20 protein-coding genes are annotated in these 22018 nt (G+C 61.9%); 7 read left to right on the forward strand and 13 right to left on the reverse strand.

Going from position 1 to position 22018, the window contains the following annotated elements:
- The gene (locus tag JO965_RS12090) at window positions 1–1281 is read left to right on the forward strand and encodes an MFS transporter (RefSeq protein ID WP_203443844.1); all 1281 of its coding nucleotides are present in this window, start codon (window positions 1–3) and stop codon (window positions 1279–1281) included.
- A 77-nt stretch (window positions 1282–1358) separates the two neighbouring features.
- Here JO965_RS12090 and JO965_RS12095 read toward each other — a convergent pair whose 3' ends face one another.
- The 10 genes from JO965_RS12095 to JO965_RS12140 form a co-directional block, all read right to left on the reverse strand.
- Window positions 1359–1817, reverse strand: coding sequence for a YbaK/EbsC family protein (locus JO965_RS12095; RefSeq protein WP_203443845.1), 459 nt, complete (start codon window positions 1815–1817; stop codon window positions 1359–1361).
- A 113-nt stretch (window positions 1818–1930) separates the two neighbouring features.
- Window positions 1931–2785, reverse strand: a complete 855-nt coding sequence (locus JO965_RS12100; protein WP_203443846.1) for an oxidoreductase — start codon at window positions 2783–2785, stop codon at window positions 1931–1933.
- Window positions 2786–2905: 120 nt separating this feature from the next.
- Complete coding sequence (locus JO965_RS12105; protein ID WP_371826858.1) at window positions 2906–3862, reverse strand: cyclase family protein; 957 nt, start codon at window positions 3860–3862, stop codon at window positions 2906–2908.
- Between the two features lie 77 nt (window positions 3863–3939).
- Window positions 3940–4914 (reverse strand): isoaspartyl peptidase/L-asparaginase family protein, encoded by a 975-nt coding sequence (locus tag JO965_RS12110; RefSeq protein ID WP_203443847.1) that lies wholly within the window; start codon window positions 4912–4914, stop codon window positions 3940–3942.
- A gap of 4 nt (window positions 4915–4918) precedes the next feature.
- Window positions 4919–5974 carry a P1 family peptidase gene (locus JO965_RS12115; protein WP_203443848.1) on the reverse strand — a complete coding sequence of 352 codons (1056 nt, stop codon included), beginning with the start codon at window positions 5972–5974 and terminating at the stop codon, window positions 4919–4921.
- Complete coding sequence (locus JO965_RS12120) at window positions 5974–6870, reverse strand: polysaccharide deacetylase (RefSeq protein WP_203443849.1); 897 nt, start codon at window positions 6868–6870, stop codon at window positions 5974–5976. The genes JO965_RS12115 and JO965_RS12120 overlap by 1 nt, the downstream gene beginning before the upstream one ends.
- 50 nt (window positions 6871–6920) lie before the next feature.
- Window positions 6921–7676 (reverse strand): SDR family NAD(P)-dependent oxidoreductase, encoded by a 756-nt coding sequence (locus JO965_RS12125; protein ID WP_203443850.1) that lies wholly within the window; start codon window positions 7674–7676, stop codon window positions 6921–6923.
- Window positions 7673–8689: a ketopantoate reductase family protein gene (locus JO965_RS12130; protein ID WP_203443851.1), complete on the reverse strand. Its 1017-nt coding sequence runs from the start codon at window positions 8687–8689 to the stop codon at window positions 7673–7675. The genes JO965_RS12125 and JO965_RS12130 overlap by 4 nt, the downstream gene beginning before the upstream one ends.
- Entirely contained in the window at window positions 8689–9384 is a 696-nt protein-coding gene (locus tag JO965_RS12135) for a creatininase family protein (RefSeq protein ID WP_203443852.1), read from the reverse strand. Before JO965_RS12135 ends, JO965_RS12130 begins: the two co-directional genes overlap by 1 nt.
- Window positions 9381–10457 carry a GntR family transcriptional regulator gene (locus tag JO965_RS12140; RefSeq protein ID WP_203443853.1) on the reverse strand — a complete coding sequence of 359 codons (1077 nt, stop codon included), beginning with the start codon at window positions 10455–10457 and terminating at the stop codon, window positions 9381–9383. Before JO965_RS12140 ends, JO965_RS12135 begins: the two co-directional genes overlap by 4 nt.
- 96 nt (window positions 10458–10553) lie before the next feature.
- Between JO965_RS12140 and JO965_RS12145 the strand changes: the two genes are divergently transcribed.
- The 6 genes from JO965_RS12145 (at window position 10554) to JO965_RS12170 (ending at window position 17678) form a co-directional block, all read left to right on the forward strand.
- Window positions 10554–12134 (forward strand): ABC transporter substrate-binding protein, encoded by a 1581-nt coding sequence (locus tag JO965_RS12145; RefSeq protein ID WP_203443854.1) that lies wholly within the window; start codon window positions 10554–10556, stop codon window positions 12132–12134.
- A 147-nt stretch (window positions 12135–12281) separates the two neighbouring features.
- A complete protein-coding gene (locus JO965_RS12150; RefSeq protein WP_203443855.1) occupies window positions 12282–13256 on the forward strand; it encodes an ABC transporter permease in 975 nt (324 codons plus the stop codon).
- Window positions 13253–14164 carry an ABC transporter permease gene (locus tag JO965_RS12155; RefSeq protein ID WP_203443856.1) on the forward strand — a complete coding sequence of 304 codons (912 nt, stop codon included), beginning with the start codon at window positions 13253–13255 and terminating at the stop codon, window positions 14162–14164. The genes JO965_RS12150 and JO965_RS12155 overlap by 4 nt, the downstream gene beginning before the upstream one ends.
- A complete protein-coding gene (locus tag JO965_RS12160) occupies window positions 14161–15180 on the forward strand; it encodes an ABC transporter ATP-binding protein (protein ID WP_203443857.1) in 1020 nt (339 codons plus the stop codon). Before JO965_RS12155 ends, JO965_RS12160 begins: the two co-directional genes overlap by 4 nt.
- Complete coding sequence (locus tag JO965_RS12165; RefSeq protein WP_203443858.1) at window positions 15132–16136, forward strand: ABC transporter ATP-binding protein; 1005 nt, start codon at window positions 15132–15134, stop codon at window positions 16134–16136. Before JO965_RS12160 ends, JO965_RS12165 begins: the two co-directional genes overlap by 49 nt.
- Window positions 16137–16154: 18 nt before the next feature.
- A complete protein-coding gene (locus JO965_RS12170; RefSeq protein ID WP_203443859.1) occupies window positions 16155–17678 on the forward strand; it encodes a carboxypeptidase M32 in 1524 nt (507 codons plus the stop codon).
- A 58-nt stretch (window positions 17679–17736) separates the two neighbouring features.
- On the opposite strand, the gene JO965_RS12175 is transcribed toward JO965_RS12170, so the two are convergent.
- From JO965_RS12175 to JO965_RS12185, 3 genes are read right to left on the reverse strand one after another with little or no spacing between them, the layout of a single operon-like run.
- A complete protein-coding gene (locus tag JO965_RS12175; protein WP_203443860.1) occupies window positions 17737–18822 on the reverse strand; it encodes a siderophore-interacting protein in 1086 nt (361 codons plus the stop codon).
- A 29-nt stretch (window positions 18823–18851) separates the two neighbouring features.
- The gene (gene fhuB / locus JO965_RS12180; protein WP_203443861.1) at window positions 18852–20819 is read right to left on the reverse strand and encodes a Fe(3+)-hydroxamate ABC transporter permease FhuB; all 1968 of its coding nucleotides are present in this window, start codon (window positions 20817–20819) and stop codon (window positions 18852–18854) included.
- Entirely contained in the window at window positions 20812–21717 is a 906-nt protein-coding gene (locus JO965_RS12185) for an iron-siderophore ABC transporter substrate-binding protein (protein ID WP_203444164.1), read from the reverse strand. The genes fhuB and JO965_RS12185 overlap by 8 nt, the downstream gene beginning before the upstream one ends.
- Window positions 21718–22018: the final 301 nt, after the last annotated feature.

The following is a 22018-nucleotide window of genomic DNA, read 5'->3' on the forward strand; positions in this document are numbered from 1 at the left end:
ATGGCGGCTCCTGAAGCGCGTCCCGCACGCGGTCTCGGCTCCCCACTTGCTGTCGTCCTTGCGATCGGAGGACTGTATGTGGGGCAAAGCATCATCGGAGGAGTGACCTTCAGCGCTCTTCCGAGCGTGCTCCGCGACCGCGGGCTGCCTCTCGCCCAGATCGGGCTGACCTATCTCGCGGTTCTGCCCTGGGTGCTGAAGTTTCTCTGGGCCCCGGCGATCGAACGTTATCGGCTACCGCCAACCGGCCCAAGCCGCTCGCGCTCCATCGTCCTGATCGGCGGGCTGATCTCGGCCGCGTGCTTCATCCTGGCTGCTGCAATCGGCCCGACCCGTTTCGTGCCGCTCATGGCCATTCTTATCGTGGTCGCGTTCGCGGCCTCGACCGTAGACATCGCCTGCGACGGACACGCCGTCGAAAGCCTGTCGGAGCGATACCACGGTTGGGGCAATGCCGCTCAGGTAGGAGGTGCCTATCTGGGTTCCGCAATCGGCTCGGGACTTTTCCTGGTGCTCGTCGCGCGGGTCGACTGGGCCAAGGCCATGATCGTCATGGCGGTCCTGCTTGTGATGCTCGGACTGCCCTTCATCCTGTCGCCCGCGATCACGCCGGTAGACGGCCGGTCCCATAGACCATCCTTGCGCGATGCGTTGCGCCGTACCGGGATGCGCAAGGGGCTGGCGCTGGCCGCACTCTATGCCGTTTCACAGAAATGGGGCTTGGCGATGCTCGGGCCGTTCCTCGTCGACTCCGGTCTCGATCTGGATTCGCTGGGGATCGTCAATGGGGCTGGAGGGATGATCGTCGGTTTCGGCTGCGCTCTTCTGGGTGGAGCCCTTGTTCGGCTTTGGGGCGCACGAGCGATCATGGTCCTCGCGCTCGTCCTGCAGGCGATCGCCTTGTCGGGGCTTGCGGCGGCGGCATGGATCGGCGGAGCATCTCAATGGGTTCTGCTCGGGCTCGCGCTCGCCAGTTCATCCGCCATCATGGCGCTTGGGTTTGTGGCGCTTTATGCACAGTTCATGGGGCTCTCGGATCCACGTCAGGCCGGGATTGATTTCACGCTGCTGCAATGCATGGATGCGCTCGTCAGTATGATCGGCGGCATCGGTGCAGGCTGGATTGCGCAGCATTTCGGCTACGGCGCCTGTTTCGGACTTGCGGCGTTTCTCGTCGTCCTCGCGATTGCTCCCGTGGCGATGCTGAGCCACCGGTCCAAATTACACGTGAGGAGTGAAGTCAGTTCGGAACCTCGCCAGCCGCTGCCGCAGCAATCGTGATTTTTTGCCGGATGCCAATGGCAAGTTGAAGGCTTCCGCATCGACCACGTCATGCGCTGTTTCTTCAGATCTTCGTTCTACTGACAGACATCCACCCAATCGGCGCCGACGAGGTCGGCCATACGCTGAGGATCGATGCGCACTGCCGTATGGACCGAGCCAGCTGCCGGGACCACTTCGTCAAAGGCTTTTAGGGAAATGTCGCAATAGATCGGAAGGGGCGTTGCCAACCCGAATGGACACACCCCTCCAACGGGATGTCCGGTAAGAGCCTGAACCTGTTCCGCGTCCAGCATGGAGGCCTTGCCGCCGAAGGCTGCCTTGACCTTGCGGTTGTCCAACCGGGCCGTGCCGCTCGTAACGACGAGAAAGCTTTTCTCGCCGACTCGGAGGGACAGAGTCTTTGCAATCTTTTCGGGTCCGACGCCATGAGCCTCGGCCGCCTGGATCACGGTGGCAGTGCTCGTCTGCATTTCAATGATCTCGATATCCGGTGCGTTTTGGGCCAGAAAGGCGCGAACGGATTCAAGGCTCATAGCCGAAGGATTCCTTTGATGAAGGTGGAGGAGGCGAGGGGCACACCACAATAGGGCGTCCTACACGATGCTATTAGGATAGCCGTCATTCCACGCTCTATGCAAATGTGTTTCTAGCCCCCGCCTGCCGGATAATCGGCTCCCCGGCTTGTCTCCGCCCAGGCTTCGACTTCCGCAAGAGTTTCCTTGAGTTTCTCCCGGACGCCGTCGAGTGCAATGGCACCCAGGACAAGATGCTTGGGCGGATCGTTTGCCTCGACGACCTTGATGATGGTTTCCGCCGCCCGAACGGGATCACCGGGCTGCTTGCCACTGTAGTTCGCCGTCGTTTCGAGGCGGGCGCCGACCGTCTCCTGGTAGTCGGCAATCGTCGGGCGCCGCTGTTGCAGAGATCGGCCTGCCCAGTCGGTGCGGAAAGGCCCAGGCTCGACGCATGTCACCTTGATTCCAAGCGGCGCGACCTCTTTTGAAAGGGCATCGGACAGACCCTCCACCGCATGCTTGGTCGCCGCATAATAGCCCGAGCCTGGATAGCCGATGAATCCGGCCTGCGATGAGATATTGACGATATGCCCGCGACGACGGGCTCGCATGCCGGGAAGCACTGCGCGGGTCATGGCTGCAAGGCCGAAGACATTTGTCTCGAACTGAGCGCGGATCTCCGCGTCATCACCTTCCTCGATGGAGGCTTGGTATCCATAGCCGGCATTGTTCACGAGCACGTCGATGGAACCGAAACGCGTCTCGGCCTCTTTGACGGCGGCGGTGATGTCGTCGTTTCTGGTGACATCGAGCGACAGGGCCAGAGTTCTGTCCTCATGTCCGCGAGTCAGATCCTGCACGCGGCTGACGTCGCGGGCCGTCACCACGGCGCGCCAGCCCCGTTGCAGCACCAATTGAGCGAGTTCCCGCCCGAATCCGGTGGAGCAGCCTGTGATGAACCAGACGGGATTCTCATTGAGCGGCATGGACAATTCCTCTTCGGGATGGGTTCGGAACGGGTGGGATATAGGCGCCTGCCTGAAGGAGGGAATAGTCGTGACGCACCGGAACGGGAGGGTCGCTGAGCGACCCTCTCATATATTCGTTCACTTTGCTCCCGCTTGAGGACGCATCACGCCCTTGTCATCCCGACGCAGGGGCGCCGATTGCTTCGGGAGTGGGGCACCAGGCGCCTCGGCAACCGTGACCCCGTGCGGCCAATCGGCGGGTGCGATGGCCACGTAGCGGGCATAGCCGCCTGTGCCACCCAGGGGCTTGGCGAAGCCGATGGAAATGAGCGCTCCGGCCTCCGGAAGCTTGTCGAGATTGGCGACACCCTCCGCTTGGGTGAAATGGTTGTGCAAAAGCCAAGCCTCGCCCTCGAGAGTCGGCGTCGTGTCCGTGTCGAGAGGCTCATGCCCGTGGAACAGGATCTTGCGTTCGAGATGCAGGAACTTGAGAGCATCCAGGCTGACGCCCGGATGCGGTTTGCTCGCAAAGCGAGCGGGGTCGTTCCAGCCTTTGTACCAGTCCGATCGGACCATCACGACGGCGCCTTCCGGAACCCGTCCATTCCTACTCTCCCAGTCCCGAATATCCTGAACACTCAGGTGATAGCCTGGGTCGGCTGTCACCTTTTCATGAATCGGGATCACGACAAGCGGGCGGATTGCGTACGTGGCCGGAAGGTCGCTGATCGTTGCACCGTATTCGTCCCAATGGGCCGGCGGATCGAGCTGGGTCCCGTACTGATCCGTGGTGAGCAGGTAACTCGTGGCGACGAACCCATGCTTGGCATAGGTGTATTCGTCGCCCTTCGCGACATAGTTCGGGATGTCTGCCCCGGCCGTCGTCGCCTTGAACTCCGCATGCCCGAAGCCCGGCCAGACTGGCTGGACGGGTGCGAAGGCATGGGTGAGGTCGATATGCTTGGCGCCTTTGATACTCTGTTCGTAAACGGACCAGAGCCCTGTCTGAGGCTGGGCAGGCTGCTGCGCGAGGGCAAGCGATGAGATGAGCGTGCCTGTGAGAAAAACGGCTGCTGAGGCGTAGTTCGAGATCACGATAAGCTCTCCCTTGGCTAGGCCCCACCATCATTCATCCATGTCCGCCCCGGTTCAATGCCTCATTGACTTGGCCTCTATGCGTTCCGGTAATCGACGAGCGGCTCGTGATAGATTGCGGTCAGGAGACGCCCGTCGCCCTTGACCATACCGCGATACATGCCTGAGCAGTTGAAGGGTAGGGACACGTTACCGGCATGATCGACAGCAACGATGCCGCCGGAACCTCCAGCCGGAGCCAGCATGTCGATCACCACTACGCGCGAGGCTTCCTCCAGGGACTGGCCGGCATAGCGCATGCGAGACGCGATCTCATGAGCTGCCGCATAGCGGATGAAGATCTCGCCGTGGCCTGTGGCGGAGATCGCGCAGGTCTCGTTGTCCGCCCAGGTTCCCGCGCCGATCACGGGGCTGTCGCCGACGCGTCCGGGCGCCTTTGCTGTCATGCCGCCGGTGGAGGTGGCTGCGGCAAGATTACCGTGCCGGTCGCGGGCCACTGCGCCGACCGTGCCGTGCTTGCGTGACTCGTCCTGGTCGTCGGCGCCGCCTTTGCGCATGGCAAGCGTTTCCTGCAGAGCGTTCCAGCGCTGATCGGTATAGAAATAGGAGGCTTCCTCGAAGGTGAGCCTCTGCCTGCGGCAGAACTCCATGGCGCTTTCGCCAATGAGGATCACGTGATCTGAATGATCCATTATGGCTCGCGCCGCAAGAACCGGATTGCGCGGGCCGCAGATTCCGGCGACGGCGCCAGCCGAACGGTCACGCCCATCCATGACCGCAGCATCCATTTCCTGCTTGCCGGCCGATGTGTAGACCGCGCCGCGTCCGGCATTGAAGAGCGGCTCGTCCTCAAGCGCCATGACGGCAGCCGACACCGCGTCGAGCGCGCTGCCACCGTCGGCCAAAACGACGCGACCGGCATCAAGAGCATGGCGCAGGCCCGCATGATAAGCGGCCTCCCGCTCAGGCGTCATCTTGCTGCGCAGGATCGTGCCGGCCCCGCCGTGGACCGCGAGGGCAAAATCGTTGTCGAGAGTCTTGCTGCCGGTCATGGCTTTACGGTTCCGGTGAGAGGGTTTTCAGGGCGTCGAGGAGGTGAGGGCGATGATGGCCCCCGCGGCCTGTCATCGGGCCTGCCGCGACGAGCGCTTCGAGGACGGCCTCCTGCGTGGCATCGGCCATGGCCTCGAAGAGGAGGTCCATGCGGTTCTCATTGAGGATGCGGAGATCCACGAGAGCGGCTTTCTCGTCATGCGACAGGATGTTGCCGGTTGTGAAGCCGAGCGCGATATCGCCGCTGCCATGACCCCAGAAGGAGCCCAGTCGCGCCAACCCAACGCCAGAGCGGCGGATGACCCGCTTGAGTTGCCGATCGCTCAATGGGATGTCCGTAGCGGCAATGACGATGATGGAGCCTTTCTCCGTGGCTCTCTTGTCTGCGGCAGCCATTGAAGGTGCAACGGTTTTGCCATCAGGAAGGCGCAAGTCGCCAGCGCGGCCGAAATTAGACAGGACAAGCACGCCCAGGTGGAAGCCTTGCCCGTCGAGATCCAGCCGGCGGGAGGACGTGCCGATGCCGCCCTTGAAGCCGAAGGTGCTCATGCCGCAGCCGGCACCGACGGAGCCGACTTCGAATTGCGATGAAGCATCCTCCAGGGCAGCACGGGCGTCCGCTTCTGTGACCGCGAGAGCCTGAATGTCGTTCAGGTATCCGTCATTGCACTCGAACACGACCGGATTCACGGTGGCGGTCTCGCGGCCGATATCCGGGTTCTGCTCGATGGCATGGCGCACGAGCGCCGTGCAACAGGTGCCGACCGAGAGCGTATTGGTGAGAAGAATGGGCGTTTCGAGCGTGCCCAGCTCCTCCACCTGCACCAAGCCCGCACTTTTACCGAAGCCGTTGAGAACATGAACGGCCGCGACCGGCTTCTCGCGATAGGGATTGCCGACATGCGGAACGATGGCGGTCACCCCGGTTCGGGTATCGCCATCGATGAGCGTGCGATGGCCGACGAGTACGCCCGGAACATCAGCGATGCTGTTGAGGGTTCCTACCGGCAGGCTGCCGCAAGCGAGGCCTGCATCCCGGGCGCGGGCAGTGCGGCTCATCAGGCGCATTCCGCTTTCACAAAGGCGGCGATTTCCGCGTGCGTTGCGATCCACACATCCGAGCGCCTGGTGATTTCTTCCAGGAGCTTTTCGAGGATCCAGATGCGCGAGCGGTAGCCGGTCACGTGTGGATGCATGGTGAGGAGGAACAGTCCGCCTTCCTCGTAGGCCCGCTCGAATTCGCGGAAGAAGATATCGTAGACGGCTGCCGGTGGCGTATGCGGGCGCAGGCCGTTGAAGCGGTGCATGTTGAAATAGACAGCATCGTCACGGATCCACTCCACGGGAAGCTCCACGATGCCGGTGGGTTCGCCCTGTTCCAGCAGCTCGTAAGGATCGTCGTCGGCCATGAGCGAGGAATCGTAGAGAAGGCCGAGCTCGCGCTCGATGCGCAGCGTGCTTGGGCTAAAGTCCCAGGACGGAGTGCGCAGGCCCACGGGCCGGACACCGGTGATCCGCTCCAGGGTATCTGCCGAGCGGAACATCAGGTCGCGCTCGATTTCGTAAGGAAGCTGGCTGTTAAGTTCGTGGATCCAGCCGTGGATGCCAATCTCGTGACCTTCCGCGACGACCCGGCGCTGCTCGTCCTCGTAGAGGAGGGCGGCAACGGCTGGAACGAAGAAGGTCGCCTTGGCATCATATTCGGCGAGCGCATTGAGAATGCGCGGCACACCCTGGCGGTTGCCATACTGTCCCTGTGACATGCGACCGATGGATTTGCCGCCATCGCGCAGCTCATTCGTCTCGTGATCGGAATCAAATGACAGAGCGACGGCGCAGCGGGCCCCATTCTTCCACTTCGCCGGCTTCATAGAGCGGCCTGCGCGCACGTGATCCACCTTGCTGCGCCAGGTCTGCTCGTCCCAACGCCAGGGCTGGCTGCTGATATCGTCCATGATTTGTCCTCAAATTCCTTAGCTGAAAATTAATTCACCCGATCCAGGTCTCACGAGCGTCCGCCATCCGCGGAAATGATCTGCCCGGAGATCCAGGATGCCGCATCGGAGACCAGGAACATGACGGCGTTCGCGATATCCTGCGGGTATCCCAGGCGGCGTGTATGGATGCTCTCCACCAAGCGCGCCTGGCCTTCAGGGCCGTAGCTCTCCCACTGGCGTTGCGTTGCCGGGTTCGACAGCACGAAGCCGGGGGCGACGCTGTTGACGGTGATTCCATGAGGACCGAGCTCGAAGCTCAACTGCTTCGTCAACCCGACGAGCGCATGCTTCGAGGCCGTATAGGCCTGAATTCCCGTCAGGCTCGGGCGCAGGCCTGCACCCGACGAGATGTTGACGATGCGGCCGAACTTCTGGCGCTTCATGTGCGGAGCCACCGCCTGCGAGCAAAAGAAGGCGCCATGCACATTGGCCTCGAAGAGAACGAGCCAGTCCTGCTCGCTCACTTCATCAATGGGTTTGGCTACCTGACCGCGCACGCCGCCAGCGCAATTGACGAGGATGTCGATTCCGCCGAGGAACTCCGCCATCTCGTCAAAGACGCGGCTGACCGCGGCACGATCCGCAAGATCGAGGGTGCGGGTTGCCTCGGCGCCCGCTTCCGCGGCCACGCGCAAGCCGGTCTCGTCCATGTCGAGAGCCCAGACATGCGCGCCTTCCGCAGCAAGGGACTGGACGATGGTGCGGCCGATTCCCTGTGCCGCTCCGGTCACGGCGACACGGCGATTGGTGAAGTCGAGTTTCATGGCGTCAGCATCGCGTCGAGAGTTGACCAGGATTGTTCGCGCCGCCCGTCCTCGATGTCGTGGATCAGTTCGACCAGCCTGCTGATGGAAGGCGTCGGAATACCCGCTTCCTGGCCGAGGGTCGCAATGATCGCGATCTGCGCGTCGACCTCGGTCTTGCGCTTGCGCACGGCAAGGTCGCGCCAAATGCCGGAATGGGTCTTGGCGGTGTGCCGGTTGAACTCGGCCATGTCGGCAACGGAGCGACGGGCGGCTGCCTCGTCCGCTCCCGGCATGAAGGCATCGGGGTCGAATCCGTTAAAGCCCAATGGCTTCACGCCGCGGGCCTTTGCCACCGCCATCACTTCCTGTCCAAGGCGGTGATAGACCGGGAAATGCCGCTCGGAAGCGAGGTTCTCGGACATCGAGGCATTGGTCAGCGCGGTTGCAAATAGCAGGGAGCCGTATCCAAGCTTGCCCCAGAGATAGCCCCAGATGTTGTCGGTGAGCACTGCCTTCGGCTCGAAGATCGACAGCAGCCGATGGTAGTCGCGCACCGCATCTGTGACTTGTCCATCGAGACCGCCGACCGCCACCGCTGCGCGGTTGCCGAAGAGAATGCGGCCGGGTTCCAGCCAGTCCGCGCCGAAATTGACGAAACACCCTATCGTTCGCTCGGCTCCAACTTCTTCGGCGATGACGATCTCGTTGAGACCGTTCTGTGCGGACAGAACCGTCCCGTCAGAGTCGAGATGCGGTTTCAGGGCGCGCACCGCATCCCGGGTATGATGTGCCTTGACGGCAAGGATGATGCGTTTGAACTGACCTGTGACCTCGCTGGGCAGTGCAGCCTTCACCGACTGACGGAAGGTCTCGACCGGGCCTTCGATGAAAAGGCCGTCCCTCTTCATCGCCTCCACATGCGGCTCGACGATGTCGACGAGAAGCACATCTTCGCCGGCCCGGGCGAGATAGGCGCCAAGCGTGCCGCCGATGGCGCCAGCGCCCCAGATCAGGATCTTATTCTCGTTCATCACCAGTTCTCGATCAGCACGCGGGTTTCGTCAATGGCTACCGACCAGATGGCGTTCATGTCTTCATCGGAGCGCTGGAAGTAGCCGCCGAAATTTCCGTCCTGCAGGATCTCGCGGACACCCTCTGGGTCGAATGTCCGCATGCGCTCCAGGTCGACCATCGGCTTCTGGTAAGAAGGCTGCTCGATGCCGGGCAGGCGCGTCCAGGGGAAGTTCTCCATCCAGGAGGCGTGAGAAGCAACCGGATCAATCTGCTTCACCTTCTCGAAAGTACGCGGCGCATTCCACCAGTTGTGGAATTTCACCCGGCAGTCTGGATTCGCGCCCATCCACTCGATGGCAGCGGTCTGGCCCGGCGTGTTCCCGCCATGGCCGTTGACGAAGAGGATACGGCGGAAGCCGGTGCGCTTCAGGGAATCGAGAATGTCTGTGATGATCCGCAGATAGGTGTCTGCTTTCAGCGAGATCGTGCCGGGATAAGCCATGAAATAGGGTGTGATGCCATAGGCCTGAACGGGGAAAACTGGCACTCCAGTCGGTGCGGCAGCTTCCGCAGCCACGCGTTCCGCCAGGATGCTGTCGACGGACAGGCTCAAATAGGCGTGCTGCTCCGTGCAGCCGAGGGGAACGACGGCGCGATCATCCGTCTTCAGATATTCTTCCACCTGAAGCCAGTTCATCTCACTGATTTTCATGAAGACATTTCCTCTTGTGAAACGATGGATGAGCGCAGCCGCTCGATCACGGGGAGAAGCGTGGCGCGGATGGCATGGGGATCCGGCACGTAGCGGAACTCCATGGCCTGGCGATTTTCCGGGAGCATCTGTCTGACGGTCGCCTCCGCGCCGCTGGCATAGATCGCCACATCGACCTGGGACAGGAACGCTTCCAGATCGGATGCGGTGATGAGACGTACGTCGACGTCGGAAACATGGGGTGCAAAGCGCAGCACGCCGGGCTTCATCAGGGCGGTGAATTCGGGAAAGATCGATACAATGCCGATGCGGGCCATGGGATCGATCATGGCAAGCTGCGCCCGTGTCTCCTCAGATGGAATAAAACTTAAACCCACGACCGGAATACCGTTGGGGACAAGATGCTCGACCTCGCCGCGACGATGAGCAAGGGTGACGCAGATATCGCAGGGCAGGGGAAAGCTCTCGCCCGCGTGCAGGGCGTCCACCGTCGTCACGCCGATGGTATCACCCGCGCCGAGATAGTCCTGAATTCGGTTGGCATATTGCTGAGTCGTCTCGACGAAATTGCCAACCATGACGAGGCGCAGAGGCCGTGTCAGTGTCGGGCCCCGGGCGGCGCGAGCGTTCACCAGCGACGACACGACAGACGGCGCGAGCCCAAGCTGCTCGGCTTCGTTGAAAAGCGTCTCGATTCGGCGCTGAATCTTCCGGATCGCGGTCGAGCGCAGGCCGTCGCTGTTGTGCCCATCGCCGACATAGGTGCCCGCACCCGGTTTCGCCTCAATGAGCCCAGCCTCGCGCAGCTCCCGGTAAACCGTTGCGACAGTCATATGCGCGATGCCGGCCCGCTCCGCCAATTCCCGCACCGAGGGTAGGCGCTGGCCGGTTGGCAGCTCGCCCAAGGCAATACCAAACTCGATCAAGCCGCGCAGCTGGATGCCCAGCGGCACGGGCAGGGAGCGGTCGAGGGCTCCCGCGAGGTTGGCAAGGATGCGCTCATCCGGCGTCTGTTCCGTGTCGCTATAACGGATGCCTTCATAAGCGTCAGATGCTGATTCAGGTTTGGGCAAGGTACTGTTGACTTTTCTTGTTCGAGTGACCTACCGTTCTAATCGATAAGAACACCTTGGACGAAAAGCCAGGGTATTAGCAAGAGGGGAAGTGAAGTGAAACAAAACTTCAAACTTGGTGGATCGCTCGTTGCTGCTCTCGTCCTCGGAACTGTCCTCGGCGGCTCGGTTTCCGCGCAGACCCTGACCATGGGGCTGCGAGCCGGCCCCGACTCGATCGATCCGCATTGGTCGACGCTCGGCAGTCAGGCGGAGGCCCTGCGCCATATCTTCGATACGCTCGTGATGTCGGACGAGAACTTGGGATTGAAGCCCGGCCTCGCGACGTCCTGGAAGCCCATCGACGACACCACCTGGGAGTTCAAGATCCGGGAAGGTGTGAAATTCCACGATGGATCGGAACTGACCGCCGAGGACGTGAAGTTCTCGATCGATCGCATTCCGGTCGTCACCGGCCCCATGAGCATGACCATCTACACGAAGCAGGTGGCGGGGACGAAGGTCGCCGATAAGTACACCCTGCACGTGAAGACCAAGGCTCCAGCGCCGACCCTGCCGAATGATTTCATCCGCCTCTTCGTTGTGTCGAAGAATGTCGGCATGGAAGCCCGCAACGAGCAGTTCAATTCCGGCAAGGCGGCTATTGGCACCGGGCCGTACAAGTTCGTCTCCTGGGAGCCGAAGGGCGATCTCGTTCTCGAGCGCAATGATAACTACTGGGGCGGAAAGCAACCCTGGCAGAAGGTGATCCGTAAGGAGATCCCGAGCGATCCGGCCCGCATGGCAGCGCTGAAATCCGGCCAGGTCGATCTCGCCAACTACGTACCGGCTACCGACTATGCTGCTATGCAGAAGGACAAGTCGGTCGATACGTTTGTCGCCGACTCGGTCTATTTCCTGAATCTCACGCCGAATGTGAAGGAGGCCTTGCCGAGGAAGGTGAAGGTCGACGGCAAGGAGATCGATGCCAATCCGCTGCGCGATCCCAAGGTGCGTGAGGCCATGGATCTCGCCATCGACCGCAAGACGCTGGTTCGCGTCGTGCTGGAAGGTCTCGGACGCCCGGCCAACCAGCTGATGCCCGCCAATTTCTTCGGTGGCAACAAGAACCTGCCCGAACGTCCCTATGATCTGGCCAAGGCTAAGCAGCTTCTGGCCGATGCCGGCTATCCGAAGGGCTTCGAGATCGACTTCCACTGCACCAACAACCGCCTGCCGGGCGATGGCGCGGTGTGCGAGGCGCTCTCGCAGATGTGGGCCCGCGCCGGCTTGAAGGTGAACGCGAATGCGCTCAACGGCACCGTGTTCTTCCCAGCGCAGCAGAAGGGTGAGTTCTCCCTGTGGATGAGCGGCTGGGGCACGCTGACGGGCGAGGCGAGCTATACCTACGGTTCGCTGGTGCACACGGCCGATCCGCAGATTGGACTCGGCGCGTTCAACAAGCAGGGTTATTCCAATCCGGAAGTGGACAAGCTGCTCCAGGAAGGCGCACGCACCATGGACGATCCAAAGCGCCGCGCACTCTTCGAGAAGGTAACGGAAATCTCCATGAAGGATCGCGCTCTGATCCCGACGGTTCAGATCCAGACGGTGTGGGCCGCCAAGAAGGGCATGCTCACGATCCCGGCGCGCGTCGACCAGGAAACCCTGGCCTATGAGATCAAGCCGAAGAGCTGATCGTATCGAAAGCCGGTCGGGGCATCCCGGCCGGCCTCTTCCGGAGGGAAAGCGCTTTCCCTCCGGCTTTTTGATTAATGGACGTCAGGGCATGTCGGGCAGCCTCTCCCTCACGCCTCGGTGTCCCGGCACCATGCACGAGACAGCATGATCGGTTTTTTTATTCAGCGCGTCCTGCAGGCGCTCATGGTCGTGATCGCGATGTCGATCATCGTGTTCCTCGGCGTCTATGCCATCGGCAACCCCATCGATGTGATGATCGATCCTGCGTCCGATCAGGCCTTGCGCGAGGCTCTGATCCATCGCTACGGCCTCGATCTTCCCCTGTACCAGCAGTACTTCGTGTTCATGAACAACATGTTGCACGGAGATCTCGGCGAATCCTTCATCTATCGCCTGCCGGTGCTGAACCTGATCTGGTCGCGCTTCCCGGCGACCCTGGAGCTTGCCCTGACGGCCATGCTGATCGCCACGTGCCTGGGCATCCCGCTCGGCCTGTGGGCTGGATACAAGCCGGAATCGCTTTCGGCCAAGGCCATTATGGCGTTCTCCGTTCTCGGTTTCAGCGTGCCGAGCTTCTGGGTCGGACTTCTCCTCATCATGACCTTCGCGGTCGAACTCGGCTGGTTCCCGTCGGGCGGACGCGGGCCGACCACCCAGGTGCTCGGCATGAATCTGTCGATTACCTCGCTCGAGGGTTGGAGCTACATCATCCTGCCGGCGTTCAACTTGGCGCTGTTCAAGCTCGGCCTTCTGATCCGCCTGACGCGCGCGGGCACCGCCGAGGTGATGAGTTCGGATTACGTGCGCTTCGCCCGCGCACAAGGCCTCTCCGAGAGCAAGGTTGTCGGACTCCATGTGCTCAAGAACATCTCGATCCCCATCGTGACTGTGTTCGGCTTGGAACTCGGCTCGACGCTGGCCTTCGCGGTGGTGACGGAAACAGTCTTCAACTGGCCCGGCATGGGCAAGCTCATCATCGACTCGATCACGGTGCTCGACCGTCCGGTGACGGTCGCCTACCTCATCCTCGTGGTGTTCCTCTTCGTTATGATCAATCTTGTTGTCGATCTGGTCTATGGCCAGCTTGACCCGCGCATTCGGGTAAAGGCGGCGTCATGAGCAGTTCTCCTACAGTCGCGCTGCCGGCGGAAACCGGCTGGACCCGGCTCTCCAACTTCTGGTCGGATTTCCGCCAGAGCCCGGTTGCCGTTGCGGCCCTGATCGTCGTCGTCGTCGTGGTTCTCATGGCCCTTCTTGCGCCCTTCGTGGCGCCGCAGGATCCCTATAACCAGGAAGCTCTCGACCTGTTCGATGCCCGCCTCGAGCCTGGAGAGGTCGGATCCGGTGGCTACGTCCACTGGCTCGGCACGGATGCCGCTGGGCGAGACCTCTTCTCCGCCATTCTCTACGGTCTTCGCACGAGCCTGATCGTCGGCGTCATGGCCGGTACCCTGGCACTCGTGCTCGGCACGACGGTCGGCCTTATTGCGGCCTATTATGGCGGTCGCGTCGAGGCGCTCATCATGCGCATCATCGACCTGCAGCTCTCCCTGCCGGCGATCCTGCTCGCGCTGGTTCTCGTCGCCATGCTGGGGCAGGGCCTGATGCAGCTGGTCGCGGCGCTGGTGGCCGCGCAATACGCCTATTTCGCCCGAACCACCCATGGCGCCGCCAGCGCGGAGCGGCGCAAGGATTACATCGAGGCCGCGCTGTCCACGCCGCTGCCCGCGCGCCACGTGCTGTTTCGCCATCTCTTGCCCAATGCGCTGCCGCCGCTGATCGTGGTTGCGACTGTACAGGTGGCGAACTCCATCGCACTCGAAGCGACGCTGTCGTTCTTGGGGTTGGGCCTGCCCATCACCCAGCCTTCGCTGGGCTCCCTGATTTCCAACGGCTTCCAGTTTCTGCTCTCGGGCCGCTACTGGATCTCAATCTATCCCGGCATCGCCCTGATGCTGACCGTCGTTGCCATTAATCTCGTCGGCGATCAGGTCCGCAACGTTCTGAATCCGAGGCGCAGCCGATGAGCGATGCGGTTCTTCGTGTCAAAGACCTTCAGACGCAGTTCCAGACCAGAGCTGGCGTTCTGAAGGCCGTCGACGGCGTCAGCTTCGAGGTCGGACGAGGCCGCATTCTCGGCCTCGTCGGTGAGTCCGGTTCCGGCAAGAGCGTGACAGGGTATTCCATTCTCGGCCTGATCGAGCCTCCTGGCAGAGTCGCAGGCGGTGAGGTTCTCTTGAACGGCAAGGATCTCACCCATCTGAAAGGCGAGGCGATGCGGCAGGTCCGCGGCGCCCAGATCGCCATGGTCTTCCAGGACCCGATGATGACGCTCAACCCGGTGCTCAAGATCGGGACGCAGATGATCGCGGCGGTGCGGGCGCACGACAAGGTCTCGCGCAAGGTGGCACGCGCCAGGGCACGCGACGCGCTCGCCAAGGTGGGTATTCCAAGCCCCGAGGAGCGCCTCGATGCCTATCCGCATCAGCTCTCCGGTGGCATGCGCCAGCGCGTCGCGATCGCCATCGCCCTCCTTCACAGCCCTGCCGTCATCATCGCGGACGAGCCGACCACGGCGCTCGACGTTTCCATCCAGGGCCAGATCCTGGCCGAGGTGCGGCGTCTTGCGGATGATACCGGCACCGCCTTCGTCTGGGTGACGCACGACCTTGCCGTGGTGTCGAGCCTCGCGGACGATATCTGCGTCATGTATGCGGGCAGGGTGGTGGAAAGTGGTCCGGCTGCCGATGTGATCGCATCGCCGCGCCATCCCTATACTGCGGGCCTTCTCGCATCCGTGCCGGCCGAACACGAGCCCGGGACGAAGCTTCCGCAGGTTCCCGGATCGACGCCGTCTCTGGCCAATCTTCCACCAGGCTGCGCTTTCGCACCTCGCTGCGCCAAGGCGGGACCCGCCTGCACCACGACACCGCCCGTCAAATACTTCGAGGACGGACGTACCGCCCTTTGCCATTATCCGATCGAGCCCGTTTCATGCCAGCCGCTTTCCTTGACATCGACCACGTATCGAAGCGCTTCGTAAAGCAGCTCAATCTCGGGGAGCGCATCGCCGGTTTCCTGAGCGCGGGGCCGAAGGCCGAGACCGTGCGCGCGGTGACTGATGTCAGCCTGAGTGTCGCCAAGGGCGAGGTTGTGGGCTTGGTGGGGGAATCCGGCTGCGGAAAGTCGACGCTCGGACGCATGATCGCCGGCATCTATACGCCGAGCGATGGCAAGATTCTGTTCGACAAAGCACCCGTTGCTAAGCCGCAGGGGCGGCGCACGCAGAAGCTGACGACCCGCGTTCAGATGATCCATCAGGATCCTTTCGCGAGCCTCAATCCGCGCATCCGCATCGGCGATACAGTCGCCGAGGGTCCGGTGGCGCACAGTATCGTCAAGGCGCGTGACGCGGATTCCTACGTGGCGGATCTGCTCGGACGCGTCGGGCTCGACCCGAGCTATCGCAGGCGCTTCCCACATCAGTTTTCCGGCGGTCAGCGCCAGCGCGTCGCCATTGCCCGCGCGCTCGCCATGAAGCCTGATCTCCTGGTGCTCGACGAGCCGGTCGCTTCACTAGACGTGTCGATCCAGGCGCAGGTGCTCAACCTCTTCATGGATCTGCGCCGGGATCTCGATCTGACCGGCATCTTCATCAGCCACGATCTCGGCGTGGTGCGGCACGTTTCCGACCGCGTCGCGATCATGTATCTTGGGCGCATCGTCGAGTTGGCGCCGACGGCCGAGCTCTATGCCAATCAGAACCATCCCTATACCCGCGCGCTCTTCGAGAGCGTTCCGCGCATTGGTGTGGGCAAGAAGAATTTTCGTCCGATTGCCGGCGAAATCCCGTCGCCGCTTCATCCGCCGAGTGGATGCCATTTCCATCCGCGCTGTCCCTTCGCGGGGCCACGCTGCAAGCGGGAAGCGCCTGCACTGACCGCCATCGGCCCTGGCCGCTTCTCCGCCTGCCATCTCAACACCGGTGGCACGGATTAATCGAGAGCTCCAACCCTCATGACTCAGCAAGCCTCTCTCGTGGCGCTCCAGGAGCGCATCGCCGCCGTCAATGACGTGCTCAATGCGGCATCCGTCCTAACCTGGGATTCCCGCACCATGATGCCCGCGGGCGGCGCGGAAACACGTGGTCATCAGATAGCGACGCTAACTCGGCTTGCGCGCGACCTCCTTCTCGCGTCTGAGACCGAGAGCGCGCTCGAGGAGGCTGAGCGGGCGCTCGAGGGACTTGCGGAGGATTCCGCCGAGCGGCGCATGGTGCAGCAGACGCGTCACGCGGTGGATCATCACAAGCGAGTACCCGCCTCGCTGATTCAGGAGCGGGCAGCCCTTCGCACCGTCGCCCAGGCGGCCTGGATCGAGGCGCGCTCGAAGAGCGATTTCTCGATCTTTTCGCCCTACCTTGCGAAGACCGTCGCATTGTCCCGCACCTATGCCGATTGCATCGGCTGGAGCGAGCATCCCTATGATGCCATGGTGTCGATCTACGAGCCGGGCGAAACGGCCGCGAGCCTCAAATCCCTGTTCAAGGAATTGCGGGCCGGGCTGCTGCCGATCCTCGATACGGCAAGATCGCGCCCGCAACCCCGTTCGGATTTCCTGTTCCGTGACTATCCGGAGGAGGGACAGCGCGCCTTCGGCCTGAGCCTCGCTGAGAAGCTTGGATACGATCTTCAACGTGGACGGCTGGACACCACCGTACATCCGTTCGAGGTGTCGTTCACCCGCAACGATGTGCGCATCACCACTCGCTACAACCAGAATTATCTTCCGGCCTCCATGTTCGGCACCGCGCATGAGGTCGGGCATGGGCTCTACGAGCAAGGCGTCGATCCGGCCTATACCCGCACCACGCTTGCGACCGATCTGGTTGGTCTCTATGCGGTCGGCGGCACCAGCTTCGGTGCCCATGAATCCCAGTCGCGCTTGTGGGAGAACCATATCGTCCGCAGTCGCACTTTCTGGCATCGTCACTTCCCCGAACTGCAGAAGCATTTTCCGGATCAGCTCGGCGATGTGAGCGCGGAGGAATTCTATCTCGCTGTCACCCGCGTCGAGCCCGGCTTCATCCGCGTCGAGGCAGATGAACTCACCTACGACTTCCACATCATGCTGCGGAGCGACATCGAATGCGCGCTCATGGACGGCAAGCTGCCTGTCGCCGAGCTGCCGGAAGCCTGGAATGCCGCGATTCGGCGCGATCTTGATCTCATCGTGCCGAACGATGCGAAGGGTGTTCTTCAGGATGTGCATTGGTCGACCGGCTATATCGGCTCCTTCCCGACCTATACCATCGGCAACGTCATGGGCGCCCAGGTGATGGAGACCCTGCGTCGACAGAAGCCATCACTCGATGCGGCCATCGAGGCTGGCCAGTACTCTGCCCTGGCGGAAGAGCTGCGCAGCCGGATCTGGCGGCACGGTCGCCGGTTCATGCGCGACGAGTTGCTTGAGCGCGAAACGGGACGGCGCCTCAATCCCGCGCCTTACCTTGCCTATCTGCGCGGCAAGTACGCGGCATAAGGTATTCGTTCAGACGCATGAAGTGCGCCGGAGCGGTCTTATCCGCTCCGGCTCATTTTTAATGCTCAACCTGATCGGCCGTGTGGCCGGCGCGCCAATAGGCCACGACCTGATGCTCCGAAGTTGGAACCTTCCACTCCTTGCGCAGGAGCTTTTTCAGGCACCGGCAACTTTTCTGTTCGCAGCCAGCCCAGATGAAGCGGCGCGCTTCGTTCGACGGCATGGCGACTTCGCGGATGGCATCCTCTATCAGGGATGTGGTTCCTGCCGGAGCCCCGTTTCGGTGCATCCAGCGGATGTTCAGTGCGGCGGCAGAATGAAGAGGTTGTTCCTCGCTCTCATCGGCGACTTCGAGCAGAACGGTGGCTTTGCATTCTGACGGAAGCTCCGCGAGGATACGGCTGATGGCCGGAAGTGCGGTCTCATCTCCGGCAAAGAGATACCAATCAGCTTCCGGAAGTTCGCCGCCGCCCGGTCCCAGCACTCCGACGAGGGCTCCGGGGTAAGCCTGCTGGGCCCAGGTCGATCCCGGTGTGAGGTCACCTTCGTGCAGGACGAAGTCGATATCGATCTCGCCGCGTTCCACATCGATCTCACGGATCGTATAGATCCGCATCACGGGCCGGTCTTCGCCCTTTGGCCAGACGGGTCGTCCGTCCTCGCCCATTACCGGCCATTGTGGAACGGCACCGAGTTTCGGGGGAAACAGCAGGCGGACATGCAGACCGCCGATCGCAAAGCGAGCAATGTCCGCACCTTTGAGCCGCACCCGACGCATGCGCGGCGTGACATTCGTCGCGCTGATCACGCGCATTTCGCGAAAGTAGGGCAGCGGTGCCCCGGCAACGCCATCGCCGGACCAGGCAATGTGAGGCGTCTCGCCCTCGACGAACTCCAGGATATGCTCCGCGAGGCTCCATTTGACGTAGCCCAAGCCTGTGGCATCGGGCCCTTCGGCGCGAAGGAAGAGACCGCCATCCTCTATCTCGACGGAGGCAGCGCCAAAATCGAACTCCACACGTGCGGAACGCTCGGAACGGTCGACCTTGCCGTGTTCGATGAAGTGATCGCAGAGCTTGTCCATGATCTGGGCGGGGCCTGCGAGGGCGATCCTCGCTTCCGCACGAAGGATGGGTGATGTCATCGTTTGTTCCATGGACAATAGCGCTCCATCTATCGGGTTCGACGCAAAAGCCAGATCAGATACGGTCCGCCGATGAGCGACGCGAAAAGACCCAGCGGGAGTTGGTAGGGAAAGGAGACGACCCTGGAGAGCCAATCTGCTCCGGTCATCACGCCTGCTCCGATCAGGATGGCTGCCATGAGCTGGTAGTGAGCGCGGCCGAAGCCGAGCAACCGTGCCATATGCGGCGCGACGAGCCCGACGAAGCTCAAAGGACCGACGATGAGCGAAGCAGCAGCCGTAAGCCCTGAGGCAAACAGGATGAGAGACATACGGCTCGCGTGGAGCGGCAATCCGACAGCGCGAGCCTGATCGCCTCCCAGGGGCAGGATTTCGAGCCAGCGAGTCATCAGGGGCAACAGACCCAGCAGAATGACGGCAACTGTCAGCGCAATCGACGCTTCCGTCCATGTGACCTGGTTGGTCGAGCCGCTGATCCAGGCCAGGAGCTGGAAGGCACGAGCATCGCCTGTGATCATGGCGGCGTTAACGAGGGCGCTACAGAGCGCTCCGACCGCAAGCCCTCCGAGGAGGAGGCATTCCGAGTTCTTCTCCTGTCGTCCGGCAACTGAAAGCAGTGCAATCAACGCGACAAGGACGCCGAGCGTGGCACCGATCAGCCGAGTATCCATCGTCGGTGCAGGAAAGGTAAAAAGCACGGCCGCCAAGCCGATGCCGGCGCCGGCACTGATGCCGAGCACTTCCGGGCTTGCGAGAGGATTGTCGGTCATCCGCTGCAGGATCATGCCGGCCGCAGCCAGCATGGCTCCGGCGGCCGCTGCAGCGGCAATGCGCGGTGCGCGGAACGGGAGGAGATCGTCGAGAAGCTGTCCCGTCGCAAAGCTCCAGCCATCCGGCCCACGCCCGAGGAAAAGCGCCAGGACGATCATGCCCGCGACGAGAAGAAGGATCGCGAGCAGAGGGAAAAGAGGTCGAGCAATCCGTCGCACAGGAGGGGGCGGTATGGCGACGGATGCGTGGCGTGCGAGTCGAAGACGCGGAAGCAGATAGAGGAGCAGCGGTCCGCCGAGCAGCGCTGTGGCGGCTCCTGTCGGCACCATTTCCGCTGTGCCGCCGGCTGCAAGCTGCACGAGACCGTCCGTGAGCCACAAGAGGGCGGAGCCAATGAGCGGCGCTGCGATGAAGATGTCGCGTTGAGACCGAACACCACTCAATCGAGCGAAGGTCGGAGCCGCCAGTCCGATGAATCCGATGACGCCGACTTCCGCAGTGACGGTCGTCGCAAGCCACACCGCGACGGCGAGGGCCAAGAGCCGCAGGAACAGGAGATTGACCCCAAGACTGCGTGCACTCGCGTCATCAAGGCCAAGGATCGCCAGAGGGCGGATCAGAACGAAGGATGCGATAAGAGAAATAGAAAGCGTGAGCGCAATCGCGTGGGCGTGATCCCAGCCCTGCTGGGTGAGCGAGCCGCTGCCCCAGATGAGAAGGGCCATCATGTACTCGCCATTCGCGAGGATCAGCGTGGCGCTCAAGGCCATGGCGATCAACGAGATTACCATGCCGGCGAGAACCACCGTAATCGGCTCAAGCCCACGCTTCCAGGTGAGGGACAAGAGCAGGGCCGCGACCGTAAGGCCACCCGACAAGGCGACGGTCTCGCGCGCGGTATCCATAAGGGCCGGCGCAAACAGGGTCGCAGTGGTCATGGCGAATTGCGCACCCGCCGAGATTCCGAGCGTCGACGGATCCGCGATGGGATTGCGCAGGACCTGCTGCAGCAAGGCGCCCGACAGCCCGAGTGCAGCGCCGGAGAGCAATGCGACGACCGCGCGAGGAAGAACGCTGTTGAGTAGAAGAATTCGATTGAGATCGAATCCTTGGCTGCCCGACAGCGGAAATAGGTTCAGGATCTGGTACCAGAACAGGCCCATGGCGACGGCAGTCGCCAGAAGCCACGCAAATGCGGATGGTCTTTCCACCATCGCTCTAACCATTCGTCCCTCCGGCCTTGGAGAGCGCTTCGGTCAGCACGCGTGCGAAACGGCGTGCGGCGGGAAGTGCGCCGAAGGGATTGACGGATGGAAGCGTCACGACGCGTCCTTCGCGAACGGCTGGAAAAGCCTTCCACAACGGACTGTTGTCAAGGGTGCTGTGCGCATCCGGCGGAACGGGAGAGATGATGATGATCGACGCGTCAGGCACCTCCGCAAGGGCCTCAAGGGGAATGGGAGCGGCGGCTGCGTAGCTGGTTGGCTTTCGCCACGCGTTCCTGAAACCTAGGCGCTGAAGAACGTCGCCGAACATGCTGTCAGAGCCGAAAACTCTGAAGTGACGTGCGTCGCCGAGGTTGATCAGAAAAACGGGCCGCGCTTTCTTGTCCGCGACGCGTCTGCTTGCCTGTGCGATCTCAAGGGAGGATGCATCTACATAAGCCTGTGCCTGCTGCTTTCGTCCGAGATATTCGCCCAAGGCCACGGTGATCTGCTCGGCCGAGGCATAGGGGGGATGGTCCGGTTCGTAGACAGAATAGGACGCGACGGGTGCAATCTGTTCGAGGTTATCCTGCACCCAGTTGAACCAGCGCGAACTGATGATCAAATCGGGATTGGACAGCCGAAACATCTCGAAATTCGGCGAGCCGCGAAGGCCGAGATCTGCGACCCCTGCCGGCACATTCGGCTCGATCGCAATCTTTCGAAACTGCACAAGTTCGGTCGCAGCGACAGGCACCACATCCAGAGCGAGCAATGTCTCGAGCATCGCCCAATCGACGACGGCAATCCGCGCATGTGGGATCGCTTGGACTTTGCCGACGATAGAAGCGCCAATGGCGGCTCCGAGGAAGCTGCGCCGGGTCAACGCGAATGCTTTTCGGGCGGAATAAAGCTGCATTGGCATTCGATGTACCAGGAGAAGATCCTTTGGCGCACTCTACGGTAGAAGTTTTATACTTCGGTCTAAATCGAAAATACTATGTTGATGTCATCGCCGCCGGATGAACGCGCGACTGTCGCCTTCGTTCATTGTTTGCCGCAAGGTGCTCCAGCAACATCCATCCTTTGAAGCGGGTTGATGAACCGTGGATGCGGTTGCGTCAACAAATTTCTCCTGAAAATGCAATCATTCCAGTAGCTTGGAGCAATTCCAAAGAAAGCTTCGATTATGAAGGCAGGTGCCGACATCGTTGTGAAAG

The organism is Microvirga sp. VF16, assembly GCF_016864375.1.
Lineage (GTDB): Bacteria > Pseudomonadota > Alphaproteobacteria > Rhizobiales > Beijerinckiaceae > Microvirga.